The organism is Collinsella aerofaciens (genome assembly GCF_001405375.1).
In the GTDB taxonomy this organism is placed as follows: domain Bacteria; phylum Actinomycetota; class Coriobacteriia; order Coriobacteriales; family Coriobacteriaceae; genus Collinsella; species Collinsella aerofaciens_F.
Genome location: NZ_CYYP01000017.1, coordinates 1 through 14386, shown reverse-complemented (window position 1 = coordinate 14386; position 14386 = coordinate 1). Strand labels below are relative to the sequence as shown.

Annotated in this window: 14 protein-coding genes and 1 pseudogene; all 15 read left to right on the top strand. The window is 56.1% G+C overall.

Going from position 1 to position 14386, the window contains the following annotated elements; genetic code table 11:
- A partial coding sequence (locus ARB25_RS10255) for a glycosyltransferase (protein ID WP_216595140.1) occupies nt 1–223 on the top strand: 223 nt, incomplete at its 5' end.
- A 3-nt stretch (nt 224–226) separates the two neighbouring features.
- On the top strand, nt 227–1363 hold the full coding sequence (locus ARB25_RS08405) for a radical SAM protein (protein ID WP_035138273.1): 1137 nt from the start codon (nt 227–229) through the stop codon (nt 1361–1363).
- A gap of 72 nt (nt 1364–1435) precedes the next feature.
- On the top strand, nt 1436–2539 hold the full coding sequence (locus ARB25_RS08400; protein ID WP_035138275.1) for a polysaccharide pyruvyl transferase family protein: 1104 nt from the start codon (nt 1436–1438) through the stop codon (nt 2537–2539).
- A 43-nt stretch (nt 2540–2582) separates the two neighbouring features.
- A pseudogene (locus tag ARB25_RS10435) lies at nt 2583–2723 on the top strand (4Fe-4S dicluster domain-containing protein); the annotation flags it as partial.
- A gap of 117 nt (nt 2724–2840) precedes the next feature.
- Entirely contained in the window at nt 2841–3671 is an 831-nt protein-coding gene (locus tag ARB25_RS08395) for a Coenzyme F420 hydrogenase/dehydrogenase, beta subunit C-terminal domain (RefSeq protein WP_233540610.1), read from the top strand.
- 46 nt (nt 3672–3717) lie between these two features.
- Entirely contained in the window at nt 3718–4656 is a 939-nt protein-coding gene (locus ARB25_RS09850; RefSeq protein WP_082421944.1) for a glycosyltransferase, read from the top strand.
- A gap of 1 nt (nt 4657) precedes the next feature.
- Complete coding sequence (locus ARB25_RS08390; protein WP_055287332.1) at nt 4658–5935, top strand: glycosyltransferase family protein; 1278 nt, start codon at nt 4658–4660, stop codon at nt 5933–5935.
- Between the two features lie 94 nt (nt 5936–6029).
- Complete coding sequence (locus tag ARB25_RS08385; RefSeq protein WP_055287331.1) at nt 6030–7304, top strand: hypothetical protein; 1275 nt, start codon at nt 6030–6032, stop codon at nt 7302–7304.
- 2 nt (nt 7305–7306) lie between these two features.
- Nucleotides 7307–8380 (top strand): polysaccharide pyruvyl transferase family protein, encoded by a 1074-nt coding sequence (locus tag ARB25_RS08380; RefSeq protein WP_055287329.1) that lies wholly within the window; start codon nt 7307–7309, stop codon nt 8378–8380.
- Nucleotides 8373–9878 (top strand): lipopolysaccharide biosynthesis protein, encoded by a 1506-nt coding sequence (locus tag ARB25_RS08375; protein ID WP_055287327.1) that lies wholly within the window; start codon nt 8373–8375, stop codon nt 9876–9878. Before ARB25_RS08380 ends, ARB25_RS08375 begins: the two co-directional genes overlap by 8 nt.
- 8 nt (nt 9879–9886) lie before the next feature.
- Complete coding sequence (locus ARB25_RS08370) at nt 9887–11104, top strand: Coenzyme F420 hydrogenase/dehydrogenase, beta subunit C-terminal domain (protein WP_082421943.1); 1218 nt, start codon at nt 9887–9889, stop codon at nt 11102–11104.
- Entirely contained in the window at nt 11105–11305 is a 201-nt protein-coding gene (locus tag ARB25_RS10180; protein WP_055287323.1) for a hypothetical protein, read from the top strand.
- Nucleotides 11277–12059: an acyltransferase family protein gene (locus tag ARB25_RS08360; protein WP_055287321.1), complete on the top strand. Its 783-nt coding sequence runs from the start codon at nt 11277–11279 to the stop codon at nt 12057–12059. Before ARB25_RS10180 ends, ARB25_RS08360 begins: the two co-directional genes overlap by 29 nt.
- A 341-nt stretch (nt 12060–12400) precedes the next feature.
- Nucleotides 12401–13300 (top strand): glucose-1-phosphate thymidylyltransferase RfbA, encoded by a 900-nt coding sequence (rfbA, locus tag ARB25_RS08355; protein WP_055287319.1) that lies wholly within the window; start codon nt 12401–12403, stop codon nt 13298–13300.
- A gap of 23 nt (nt 13301–13323) precedes the next feature.
- Nucleotides 13324–14346, top strand: a complete 1023-nt coding sequence (gene rfbB, locus ARB25_RS08350) for a dTDP-glucose 4,6-dehydratase (RefSeq protein ID WP_055287317.1) — start codon at nt 13324–13326, stop codon at nt 14344–14346.
- Nucleotides 14347–14386 lie beyond the last annotated feature (40 nt).

Here is a 14386-nt window from a genome sequence, read left to right as displayed (position 1 = left end):
GGTACGTGAGGGTGAAACGGGCTTCCTGGCTGAAGCCCACGATGAGGCAGGACTCGCAGATGCAATCCGTAGGGGTGCGGCGGTGGCCGCCGATCCTGCGGCTTACGCCGCGATGAGCGCGCATTGCCGTTCATTCGTGGCAGAGAACTGTAATCAAGAGAAATACATCCGGAATCTCGTCTCCCTGTATCAAGAACTAATTGACCGGAAGGTGGTGGCCTAACCCATGGCCGAGAAGAAACTCAACGGAACCGTAATCGTAACGTACCGCTGCAACGCGCGCTGCACCATGTGCAACCGCTACAAGGCTCCCAGCCGTCCGGAGGAGGAGCTCTCCCTCGACGTGATCAAGAAGCTCCCGCGCATGTACTTCACCAACATCACCGGTGGCGAGCCCTTCATCAGGACCGACCTTGCGGATATCGTGCGCGAGCTGTACAAGAAGTCCGACCGCATCGTCATCTCCACCAACGGCTTCTTCACCGACCGCATCATCGCCCTTGCCGAGGAATTCCCCCAGGTGGGAATCCGCATCTCCATCGAGGGTCTGCAGCAGACCAACGATGAGATCCGCGGTCTCCAGAACGGCTTCAACCGCGGCTACGAGACGCTCAAGAAGCTCGTGGAAATGAAGCACCCGGACGTGGGCTTTGGCATGACGGTGCAGGATCGCAACGCTGCGGACTTGGTGCCACTGTACAAGCTTTCCGACGAGCTCGGCATGGAGTTCGCCACCGCCAGCCTGCACAACAGCTTCTACTTTGTCGAGGCGAAGAACATCATCAAGGACCGTCCCATGGTGGCCCAGAACTTCGAGGACCTGGTAAACGAGCTCCTCAAGTCCAACGAGCCCAAGAAGTGGTTCCGCGCGTACTTCAACATGGGCCTCATCAACTACATCTATGGGCAGAAGCGCCTGCTCCCGTGCGATATGGCGTTCGACACGTTCTTCATCGACCCCTACGGCGACGTCATGCCCTGCAACGGCACCAAGGAGAAGCTCGTTATGGGCAACCTTAACGACGAGTCTTGGGATGAGCTGTGGGAGAGCGCCCAGGCCGAGAAAGTGCGCGGCTGCGTGCGCCACTGCGACCGCAACTGCTGGATGATCGGCTCCGTGTCTCCTGCCATGCACAAGTACATCTGGAAACCCGCGTCGTGGGTGCTGGCGCACAAGCTCAAGCCCGGCAAGAAGTTCGACATGCACGAGCTCCCCATCGTGCGCGACTACGAGTCGGGCAAGGTGACGAAGGAGGAGCTGGACGCTCTTTCCACCTGCGACATGCACGCCGCGATCAACGACGGCCTTTCCGACGCAAGCCGAGCCGACGCGCACGTGTACGAGACTGAGGAGGCGCTGTAGTGCAGCCGGGTGGAAAAATCGAATGCAAAAATTCAGAAATAGCGGTTGCTCGATATCAATCGGAGGAAACACGTGAAAGTATCCTGCATAACCAGGCACGCAATCTCTAATTATGGCTCCCTGCTCCAGGCATATGCGACACAACGAGCGGTAGAGAGCTTGGGGCATGAGTTCGAGATTATGGACTATGTACCTGCTTGTGAGGACGTATCCCAGCAGGTGAGGACGCTTCTTTCGACAAAGCCGTCCTGGAACGGGAACCCGTTGAAGAAGTCTGTCTACAGACTTCTGATGGAGCCTGAGACAAGGGTGGCGGGCAAGCGGTTTGCGCGTGAGCGTTCCCAGCTGCTTAAGATGAGCCCTCACTATGCATCCCTGGAGGAGCTGAAGGCTAATCCGCCCAAGGCCGATGTCTATATGACTGGAAGCGATCAGGTGTGGGGTCCCATCAGCTCGGGCGCATACGACCTGTCATACGCGCTTGAGTTTGCTCCCGAGGGCGCAAGGCGCATCTCATATGCGGCAAGCTTTGGTAAGAAGAATATCCCGGATAGCGTGCGCCCCAGGTTTCTCGAGGACCTTCGAGCATATGAGGCCGTGTTCGTACGCGAGGATGCCGCGCGCGAGCAGCTTGCCTCGTGGGGCATAGAGGCCGGACAGGTTGTCGATCCCACGCTGCTGCTTGATGGCGAGGCGTGGAGAAGGATGGCGGCACCTGCCCCGAAGGGCGAATACATCCTCGTCTACCAGATTCACAGCGACCCGACGGTGGGGCAGTACGCCGTGAAGGTTGCCAAAAAGCTTGGCTTGCCCCTGATACGGATCTCCGCAAGCCTGCACCAGGCCTCACGCGAGGGCAAGTTCAAGTGGCTGCCGACGCTTGCTGAGTTTCTCTCGTATGTCGACAACGCAGCATGCCTAGTCACGGACTCGTTCCACGGTACGGCTTTTGCCATAAATCTCAATACGCCGCTGGTAGAAGTGCTGCCCAAGAACGGAACCTCGAGCAGGAACGTGAGTATTCTGCGACTCACGGACCTCACGGACAGAGTGCTTCAGAATCTAGATGATGTCGAGTTAGCATCCAAGCAGATTGACTTTGGTCGGGTCAACGACGTGATGGGTGCGGAGAGGGAGAAGTCCCTAGCGCAGCTCAAGAGCATGATTGAGGAGTAGGGCATTGTCAAACGTTGGCACTAGGACGGTATGCAAGAAGGATATGTGCGCTGGCTGTATGGCCTGCGTCGATTCATGCCGACATGGAGCGATTGCCATTGAGGATACGATTGAGGCGTATAACGCCCGTATTGATCCTACAAGGTGCGTGGGATGTGGACTGTGCGAGAAAACGTGTCCCCAGATGGTATCCCCATCTTCGTTGCGTCCTCTCGAGTGGCTACAGGGGTGGGCGAAAGATACATCGCTCAGAATGTCATCTTCGTCCGGGGGTCTGGCTACGGCCATCTCGGAGGCGTTTGTGGCGTCAAATGGATTAGTGTGTTCATGTGCACAGGAGGGCGGTGAGTTCCGGTTCCACCTCACTTCTGATGCGGATTACTTGAGGAGGGCCCAAGGCTCCAAATACGTCAAAAGCAATCCGCTTGGTGCGTACCGCGAAGTTAGGGAGGCCCTGCAAGGTGGTCAAAGGGTTCTCTTTATCGGTCTTCCTTGTCAGGTTGCTGCGATGCGTAACTTCGTTGGAAGCCGTTTAGCCGATTCCCTTTACACCATCGACCTTATCTGTCATGGTTCACCGTCCCCCAAGGTCCTGAGCCGATTCTTGGAAGAGACAGGTAACAACCTGTCTAATGAGCTGATACTGGACTTTCGAAAGAAAGTCCAGTTTCAGCTCCGCTATCGCGGAGCTGAAACTGTGGGTAGGACGGGTGTCCGCGATCGCTACTCGATTGCTTTCCTCTCGGGTTTACCGTATACGGAAGGCTGCTACTCCTGCCGCTACGCCAAGGGTGATCGTGTCTCCGATATTACGCTTGGCGATTCATGGGGTAGCGAGCTTTCTGATGAGGTCGCGAACGGGATATCCCTCGCACTTGTGCAGACAGACAAGGGTCGAGAACTGTTAGAAATGACGGACCTTGAGCTTTTGCCGGTTGATCCTGGTCTAGCTGTGGCCAACAATGAACAGCTTCAACGTCCTTCGACGAAGCCTATAGAAAGAAATACCTTTATGGACGGCTTTCGTAACGGGGTACGGGTTAACCGACTCGTTCTCAGGGCGAGGCCAAAAGACTGCGCCAAGTACTTGGTCAAGGATATACTGCTTGCACTGGGTTTGCTCAGGGGTTAACACATCGAGAGCGTTTGCTTTAGGCATTAATGATAAGGTAATCCATATGTTGAGTAATTCCAAGGTGCCAAAGTGCGTCGTATTAATGGCGTCATACAACGGCATCCCATTTATTTCAGAACAAATTGACAGCATTCTCTCGCAGGCTGAAGTTGACGTACGTCTTTTTGTCCGTGATGACGGGTCATCTGATGGTACTCGTGATCTTCTGCAGCGCTATGCAGATGAGGGCAGTCTGACTTTGTTAACAGGAGAAAACCTAGGACCTGCTTTAGGGTTTTTGACGTTGTTGCGGAATGCTCCCGAAGCTGATTACTATGCGTTTTCCGACCAAGATGATATTTGGGATAGCGATAAACTGATAACTGCGATTAAACAGCTTAAGAAGCAGGAGAATTTGGCTCTTTATCATTGCAATTCAAGACTTGTAGATTCAGCTGGTAATGAGATGGGCCGGTTAACCTATGGGCAACAAAGGTGCATATCTTATCGAGATAACGACCCTCTCAACCAGCTTTGCATTGGGTCACCTATGGGATGTACGCAAGTATTTGATAGGCGTATTTGGGAAGTTGTTTGCTTGCATGAGCTGCCCCATCCCGTCATCATGCATGATAAGCTGATAGCTAATCTATGCGTGCTGCTGGGTTATCGGATTGTTTTCGATGCTTCTCCTCATATGGGATATCGCCAGCATGGTCGTAATGTGGTCGGTGTGAGTACTGATTTACCATCTAAAGTGATTGAGAAAATCAATAGTTTTTGTCATCCGCGAGAGATTACTCTTGCAAAGCAAGTTACTGGACTTCTTTCAACTTATTCCGACTGCATTCTTCCTCCAGAGCGTGCTCTTGGAGAGTTGGTATCGAAAATGGACGCTTCTTTCATGGCTAGGTGCAGGGTTTCTTTCTCTTCGAGGCTGAATTTCGGCAGTCTACAAGAGGGCCTTTTCAATAGATCTCTCCTCTTGTTTGGGAAGCGATGATATGAGTAAAAGCATCCCCAAACCGCACAATAGTGGGTACGTCCTAGCGCTTGCCTTTTGCGACTATCTCAAGGACAAGACCGGCACCCCAAAGGCTATTATGGCGAGTCAGCAGGCCATGGCGTCGCACGGCATAAGTTACGTCTATCTCCACTCGGTTAAGAAGACCCTGTTCAGGGACGACCAGATGCTATTTTGCGAATTCGGGGTTACGGTCGACGGGGTGGAGGCTGGTGTTTTCAGTATTGCCCAGGTGTGCGAGGCCCTTTGCAGCTGGCAAAAAAGCGGCTTCAGCCTTCTTGAGCTTCATATCCACCACCTTCTGTACGTGAGCCTTGAGAAAGTCTCCGAACTGCTAAAAGTTACAGGCAAAACACCGGTCAGGGCCTTTCTCCACGACTATTACCTGTGTTGTACAAGCTATAACCTCCAAAATAGGAGCGGCTTTTGTGACAGCTCAAGGCTCGGCGACGCTCCCTGCGAGAAATGCCCCCACTTCAGTAACAGCCTTCGTGTGGAGTCGAAGATCCAAGGGCTGTTTGACTCCATCAAAAATCTCCGTTTTGTTGCACCTTCGACCTATACGAAGAATCGGTTTCTCTCATTCAGGCCCCAATACGAGGGCCTTGTTGATGTAATACCGCACCAAAAGCTGCTTGGAGAGTATCTGGGCAACAGACGTCCTCTGAACGCAGGGGAGCGCATCAGGGTTGCCTTTCTGGGGATGCCGAGGAAGACAAAGGGCTGGGAGACCTGGCTTCGCCTCGTATCTGCGGTCGATGAACAAGAGTACGAGTTCTTCGTCTTCAACAGCTCGAACGATATGTATCCAGGGATGAACAAGCGGTTTGTCGAATTTGATGAGAAGCACCCAAATGCCATGACCGACTCTCTCAGGGAGTGCGAGATTGCCATCGTTGTCATGTGGCCATCTTGTCCAGAGACCTATAGCTACACCTGTATGGAATCTTACTCCGCAAACGCTTATACGATTTCGAGTGCATGTGCAGGCAATGTCGCCGACTTTGTCGTTGAGCATGGGTCCGGTTTGGTGCTGAATAACGAGGAGGAGCTAATCGGGCTGTTTAGGGATAAGAGCCGGCTTATCAGGGAGGTCAATCGTTTCAGGAGCGGAAAGCCTGGTCCACTCGATCTTGTCGATTCAGATGAGATCGTAGACCTGCTTCCATGCTCCTCGGTAGGTCTCAACACGGGAGTTCACATGCACACGAGGCTGATTGAACGTGTGCTGCTGGAGGTACTCAATGCAAGATCATAGGCATGCGAGGTTCGTTATAAATAAAGCGGAGGAGCGGGCTGGTCGAAGAGGTCGTTGGTATCTCCCTAATAAGCAAGGCGTTCTAACCGTTTGCATGGGTGACCTGGCGGATGCGACGATCGTTATAGGTATCTTGGCGCAGGTTTTCTTCCTTGAGTACTATGGTCTGGGGCGATACCTCAACTGGGTAATTACCGGCATGATTTGCGTGAGGGCGCTCTTCTCCGGATGGAAATATAGCGGTAGAGCGCTACTACTTGGGCTGATTACCGTTGCAGGGTGGCTGTCTGGTGCCCTCTTGGGTGGCAATATGGAAACGTTTAGGGCGAATATTTTGCTGCTCCTCTACCCGTTTGTCTATACGCTTTACTTCTTTCTTTTGGTCACTAACAAGAGGGATTTTCTTCTTGGACTCTTTGATGCAGGTTTTCCGGTCTTCAACGCCATATTGCTTCTCAATATGGCGATCATGTTTATCCAGTACTCTACCCATGGGATGATCGCTGCGACAACGAACGACATCAGTTACTTCGAGGACAATATCTCCGGCCTGTTCTCTTATGCGTCCGTCCATGCGGTGGCCCTTTACACTTCATTCGTCGTGCTCTACAACTTCGTCTGGATTAGGAGGCTTCGGGGTCCTCTCTGGCCATCCCTTGCCATCGCTTACAACGTCTGCCTTATCGTCCTGTCCTTCTATCTTGCGACACTCAACGATAATAAGGCGCTCTTCATAATCCTTCCTCTCGTTTTAGTGATGTTCTGGCTTATTTCAGTCATGAGAGGAGAAGCGGATGTTTCGGGTCCCTTCTTTTGGCTTGTCGCCTTGTATTTTATCCTGACAATTGCATACGCCTTGGTGCCTGCGTTCCAGATCCTCGTGGATACGCAAGTGTTTGGTCTGTTCGATATGGTTGGCAGTTCAGCTTCCGTCAGTACTGCTGCCGACGGCAGTAACGAGAGGATTGCTATCATCGGCTTCGCTCTCTTGAGACCGGCTACATGGAGTCTCGGAGAGGGTCTTGGAGCCTCAAGCTTCTACGCGTCCGGGTTCATGTCGTTTAACCACTTTGGTCAAGCGGATATGGGGTCTTTCTTGATTCTCATGGGGGTTTGGGAGACGGCAGCGTATGTAGCGTTTTTCCACTCCGTGGTTAGTGAGTTTATGGAGCAGGAAAAAGGATCTAATGGCCGGATTGTTCGTTTGCTCCTTTTGCTAACAATTCTTATTACCTTTCTGTATACGCAGTGCTTTACAAGGGTGAACTGCTGCTTGTGCCTACTGCTGCTCTGTGGAGCGCTGGCTTGGTCGTGGAATTCCTCGGCTGCAGACTATTTGATTATTGATAGAGACGAAGAACAGGTTTGAACATGAAAATAGGCATTTCCACATTTACGCATGGGGACAACTATGGGCAGAGGCTCCAGAACCTTGCTGTCCAAGAAACTCTCAAACTCTCGGGTGCAGATGTCCTTACGTTCAGACAGAAGGACTCGAGATCTGCCAAATACAAGCTCAAGTCTTTGGCTTCGCTCATTCCAAAGGGGCTTGCCGTTGCCCACATCCAGAGGCATCGTTCGTTTGAGGATTTCAATTCCCGTAACATTTCCTTTAGCCGGGAGGTTATATCTGATTCCAACCCTCCACGTGACATTAAATCCTATGACTTTTTCGTTGCTGGGAGCGACCAAGTTTGGTCTCCGTATTCCCCTGACGCTAACTCCACTATGTTTCTCACGTTTTCGCCAAGAGAAAAGCGCATTGCTTTTTCGCCAAGCTTGGCAGCTCCGACGATTCCCGAGGAGAAGCGTGAGCTGTTCCACGGCTATTTCGACGGGTTTGATAGGCTGTCCGTTCGTGAGCAGAAGAGCGCCGAGCTTATAAACAGTCTGTACGGCTTAAAGGCCGAGGTGTTGATTGACCCAACACTGATGTTTGACGGCTCCTGGTGGGAAAGGTATGAAAAAGAGCCGCACTGCGGGCTTCCAAATGATTATGTATTGACGTACTTCCTCGGGAGTGCAACTTACGAAGAGAGGGTTGCCGAAATCTGTGATTCACTTAGCTGCAAGAGGGTCGATTTACTAGGGGATGCGCGCTACTACGCCCTCGGGCCTTCAGAGTTCCTCTATGCCGTCCGTCACGCAAAGCTTGTAGCGACAGATTCATATCACGGATCAATTTTTTCGATCTTGTTCGGGAAGCCGCTGATTTATTGCCCTCGTGAGTCCACTGGTCCAGACATGAGCAGCCGATTCGACACGCTAGCCAGCGAGCTGGGTGTTTCTTTCGTTGAGCGGTCAATTCTTTCCGTATGTAATTCGGAACTGCTCGAGAGTGACTATTCAAAGGCGTATGACAGGTTGGCAGCTCAGAGGAAGATCGTTGTTGAATTCCTCGATAGATGTGGATTGAGCATTCCCTCGGAGGCCGCCCGTGGCTAGCCAGCGTAAGGCGGGCGCCCTCCTCGGCTACGCCAACATCCTCGCAAAGAACCTCGTCAACCTCGTCTACACGCCGATGCTACTGTCCTACGTGGGGCAGGCGGACTACGGCGTCTTCCAGAGCTCGAACTCCTTTGTCTTCTCGCTGACGCTCCTGTCCTTCGGCTTCTCCGAGGCCTACGTGCGCTTCTACACGCAGACGGTGGCGCACGGCGGCGAGCGCGACATCCGGCACCTGAACGGCATGTACCTCACGCTTTACGTCGCCGTCACAGCCGCGGCGGTCGCCCTCGGCATGGGCTTCTCCGCAAACGCCGGCGCGGTGTTCTCGGCCGGGTTCACCGAGGCGCAGGTCTCGCTCGCCCGGGAGCTGCTCGCCATCATGACGCTCAACGTCGCCTCGACGTTGTTCACCGTCGTGTTCAATTCCTACATCACGGCGCACGAGCGCTTCGTCTACCAGCAGACCAGGCAGCTCGTCACCACGCTTGCGACGCCGCTGTGCGCCTGGGCCCTGCTGGCCGCCGGTATGGGGCCCGTGGGCGTTGCCCTAGCACAGCTCGCGGTGAACCTCGTCCTGCTCGCCCTCAACGCGCGCTACGCCATCGTCGTGCTGGGCATGCGCTTCGAGCTCAGGGGCGCCGACTGGGGCGTCATGCGCGGCATCGCCGCCTTCAGTGCCTGGATCTTCGGTAACCAGGTCTGCGAGATGGTCAATCAGAGCGTGCCCAACATCATGCTGGGGGCCATCTCGGGCGCGACTGCGGTATCGCTGTTCGCGGTGGCCGTGAACATCCGCCAGGTCTTCTACTCGCTCTCCACCACGATGTCGAACGTCTTCATTCCGAAGGTCAACCGCATCGTCGCCACCTCGGACGACAACGCCGAGCTCACTCGCCTTATGACGCGCGTGGGCCGCTACCAGATGGTACTGTTTTGCTGGGTGTACGGAGGTTTCGCTATTCTTGGGAAGTTTTTCGTGACGAGGTGGGCGGGCCCGGGCTTCGCCGAGGCCTACTGGCTCGTGCTCGCCATGACGCTACCCGTCATGGTGCCCCTCTGTCAGAACGTCGGCATCGAGATCCAGAGGGCCAAGAACATGCACCACGCCAGGAGTCTCGTCTACCTTGCGATGGCGGTCGGGAACGTTGCCTTCAGCGCCGCGGCCGCCCCGGCGCTGGGGCCGTGGGCCCCCGCGATCGCCTATGTCGTCAGCATCGTGCTCGGCAACGGACTGTGGATGAACTGGTACTACCAGAAGCGGGTCGGTCTCGACATGCTCTTTTTCTGGAAGCGGAACCTGCCGGTGCTGCTCGCCTGGGCTGCCGTCACCGTCGCCTGCCTCGCTGGCACGGCGGTCCTGCCCGTCAACGGATGGCCCGCGTTCCTCGAGTGGGGCGCCGTTTACAGTGCGCTTTTCGCCGTCGCCCTTTGGCTCGCCGTCCTAACGAAGGACGAACGTATCGCGGTCGTCTCTCGTCTCCCGTTCCTTAGATAGGGTCCATCATGAATGATTCCGAGAAATCCCCGAGGGTCGTCTCGCTTGGCGACCGTTGCTGCGGCTGCGGCGCGTGCGCTGCCCGCTGCCCCAAGTCATGCATCTCCATGGAACCCGATGATTGTGGCTTCCTACACCCCACCGTCGACGCCTCCGGGTGCGTAGGCTGCGGGGCGTGCGACGCCGTATGCCCGGCGCTCAACGCCCCTGGGGAGGACGGGTGCGAGTTCGCCCTCTGGGCGAAGGCTCATGACGTCGGCTTGCTCGATAGATCGTCGTCGGGCGGCGTGTTCGGTCTACTCGCCGGTGACGCTCTCTCGCGCGGTGGTGTTGTGGCGGGCGCCGCGTGGACGGACGGTTGCCGCGAGCTTCGTCACGTGCTCGTGGAGGACAGGCCGGCGCTCGGCGCCGTTATGCGCTCGAAATACGTTCAGAGCGCGGTTGGCCGCGGCGTCTTCGAGGGCGTCCGCGCTGCCCTGCGTGAAGGCAGGCCGGCGCTCTTTGCCGGTACTGCATGTCAGGTGGCTGGCATGCGCTCATACCTGGGGAAACTCGCCGACTCTGACCTCTTCCTCGGCGTCGACGTCATCTGCCACGGTGTTCCGTCTCCAGAGCTCTGGTCGCGCTGGGTCGACTACCGTGGTGAGGCCTTCGGGTCGGACGTCTGCGACGTCAATATGCGGAGTAAGACAACCGGATGGTTGTCTTACTCCGCTATGTACAAGCACATAGCGGAGAAAGACAACACCGGGGACACCGAGTCCCAGATATTCGGCAAAGACTGGTACATGAAAGCGTTTCTGGCCAATGCGAGCCTTCGTTCGTCCTGTCTGGCATGTCCAGCAAAGCGCTCCAGCGGCGCCGATATCACGCTCGGTGATTTCTGGGGGTTCCAGAATACCCATCCCGAGGTCGACAACTCCAAGGGCGTATCTGCCGTCCTATGCAATACCGAGAAGGGCGTGCGGGCATTCGAGGCTATTTCTGGGCTTACTGCAAACGGTCCGGCGACGCTTGATGGGGTAATCGCGGGCAACCCTAGCCTCGTCCATTCTGTCACGCCTTATCCAAAGCGCGACGAGTTCTTGAACGACGTGTCTGCCGGGCTTTCCATCCCAGATCTCATGGACAAGTGGGATTTCCGTCCCACTCTCTGGCAGCGTGTCCGCCGCAAGCTTGGTGGTATTAAACGACGACTAAAGAGACTCGTTGGAAGGAGAGCCTAGATGGCCAAGGATCGCTACCTTCAAGCTCTTCGTGGGCTTGCGATTTCCGCAGTGGTGCTTATCCACTGTCTTCCTCAATGTGCCGCGTCGGTCGCCATTCGCCCATTCCTCAACTTTTCTGTTGCGTTGTTCTTGTTTTTATCCGGTGTTCTTACCGACGAGCGCAAATTTAATGCGGGGGGGTCTTCGACGCCGCATTAGCAAGGTTGCCGGACCTTATGCGTTCTGGAGCGTTATCTATCTTGCGGCGTTTCCCCGCCCTTCATGGGCGTCTGGGTTTCTGGCGTTCGCCGTGGGCTCCGTATCGGCTCAGATGTACTATCTATTGGTCTATTCACAGCTTGTGCTGCTTACTCCGGTACTGTTCAGGCTCCTTTCACGGTATAGGTTCTTTATCTATTGTGTGACACCGGCTTGCTTGCTTCTAAGGGAGCTCGCTGCCGTTGCCGGTATCGCATTGCCTCTAATACAGGTTTTCTGCCCCATGTGGCTCATCTTTTATGTTTTCGGTCTCGACTGGAGGCGTTGGGCTGCGCTCATTGAAGGACGAACCACTCAGCTTGTTGCAGTGCTCTTTATATTTTTAATAATTCAGGAGGTCGCAGGCTTCTGGTGGTATTTGACTGGCGATTTCAATATGGCCACAACTCAGCTTAAGCTCGGTTCTGCCGCGACCTCTTTAGCTGTGATCGCGCTTCTTATGGCGGTTCCGGGATCATTCAAGTCGCGATTATCTTCTACTTTGCTTGTTGACCTTGGGAACGCCTCTTTTGGAATCTACCTCTGCCATATACTTGTTCTCAAGGCCGTTTGGAAACTGCTTGGATTATTCGTCATTCCACTTGGTGTTTCGACATTTGCTGTTTGGGCGCTAACTCTTGCCGGATCTTATTCGCTTGTATCACTTTGCGGTCGTTATTTGCCCGAACGAATTCACATCATTGTGGGATTATAAATTGATTTTCGATACTGGCGCTTTTCATAGCGTTGAAGCAAAGTGAGTCCATTACCAACATTTGGCACGCGATCATCGGTGAAGATACCGGACTTCCTGTTTTCGAACGAGAAGATGACTTTTTACTCAAAATGGCTGATTGGATTAACCAACCTGAAATAACCAGAATCAATCTCCCTTGGTCGAGCATTGAAAAATGGAAGGGGCAATTCAGGTAGCCATATTCCGCAGTCATTACCTTGCCTATTTCGTTAAGAATGAGGGGGTTTAGCAAAATAGGATACCCAAGTCTTATTTATCACTCGATCTAAAGCGCATTTCGATTGTAGAGGACAGATTAAATGAAAGGCATCATTCTCGCGGGCGGGTCCGGAACACGCCTGTACCCGCTCACGCTCGTGACCTCCAAGCAGCTGCTGCCGGTTTACGACAAGCCCATGATTTACTACCCGCTGTCCACCCTCATGCTGGCGGGCATCCGGGACATCCTGGTGATCTCCACGCCGACGGACCTGCCTAACTTCGAGCGCCTGCTCGGCGACGGCTCCCGCTACGGCGTCAACCTCTCCTACGCCGAGCAGCCCAGCCCCGACGGCCTGGCTCAGGCCTTCACCATCGGCGAGGACTTCATCGCCGGCGAGCCGTGCGCCCTCGTGCTGGGCGACAACATCTTCTACGGCAACGGCCTGTCGCGCCACCTGACGCGCGCCGTCCAGAACGCCGAGTCGGGCCGTGCCACTGTCTTCGGCTATCACGTGGACGACCCCGAGCGCTTCGGCGTCGTGGAGTTCGACCGCGAGGGGAGGGCCGTCTCCATCGAGGAGAAGCCCGCCGAGCCTAAGAGCTCCTACGCCGTCACCGGCCTGTACTTCTACCCGGGCGACGTCGCCGCCAAGGCCCACAAGGTTCAGCCTTCCGCCCGCGGGGAGCTGGAGATCACCACGCTCAACCAGATGTACCTGGAGGAGGGGACGCTCTCCGTGGTGACCCTCGGCCGCGGCTACGCGTGGCTGGACACCGGCACCATGGAGTCGCTCCACGAGGCGGCGGAGTTCGTCCGCGCCGTCGAGCACTCCCAGGACCTACCGGTCTCGGTGCCCGAGGAGATCGCCTGGGAGAACGGCTGGATCGACACGGCGCGGCTGGAGGAGGCGGCCGCGGCCTACGGCAAGTCGGTCTACGGCCAGCACCTGAAGAAGGTCGCCGCCGGCGAGATCGTCAACAGCCCGCGCGAGTACTAAACGATTCAATGGGAGATGCAGATATGTCTGAAGAGCTCTTCGAGCCCAGGAACATCATCGTCACGGGCGGCTGCGGCTTCATCGGCAGCAACTTCGTGCACCACGTCGTGAACAACCACCCCGACGTGCACGTCACCGTCCTGGACAAGCTGACCTACGCCGGCAACCCCGAGAACATCGCCGGGCTGCCCTCGGACCGCGTGGAGCTCGTCGTGGGCGACATCTGCGACGCGGAGCTGCTGGACAGGATCGTCCCGGGCCACGACGCCATCGTGCACTACGCCGCAGAGAGCCACAACGACAACTCCATCGCCGACCCCGAGCCGTTCCTGCGCACCAACGTGGAGGGCACCTTCCGCCTGCTGGAGGCCGTCCGCAAATATGGCGTCCGCTACCACCACGTCTCCACCGACGAGGTCTACGGCGACCTGGCGCTCGACGACCCCGCCAAGTTCACTGAGGAGACGCCGTACCACCCGAGCTCCCCGTACAGCTCGACCAAGGCGTCCTCCGACATGCTGGTCCGCGCATGGACCCGCACCTACGGGCTTCGGACCACGATCTCCAACTGCTCCAACAACTACGGACCCTACCAGCACGTGGAGAAGTTCATCCCCAGGCAGATCACCAACATCATCGACGGCGTGCGCCCCAAGCTCTACGGCCGCGGCGAGAACGTCCGCGACTGGATCCACACAGAGGACCACTCCTCGGCCGTCTGGGATATCCTGACCAAGGGCCGCATGGGGGAGACCTACCTCATCGGGGCCGACGGAGAGAAGAACAACACCACGGTCCTGCGCATGATCCTCGAGGCCATGGGGCGCGACCCCGAGGACTTCGACTGGGTCGCCGACCGCCCCGGCCACGACCGCCGCTACGCCATCGACAGCACGAAGCTCCAGCGCGAGCTGGGCTGGAGGCCGGCGCACACCGACTTCGCCGAGGGGCTCAAGGCCACCATCGACTGGTACGTGGAGAACGAGTCCTGGTGGCGCCCGGCCAAGGAGGCCACCGAGGCACGCTATCGCGCCCAGGGGCAGTAAGACCGCATCCCGGCGAACCGCACCGCGGGGCGCCCCCCCC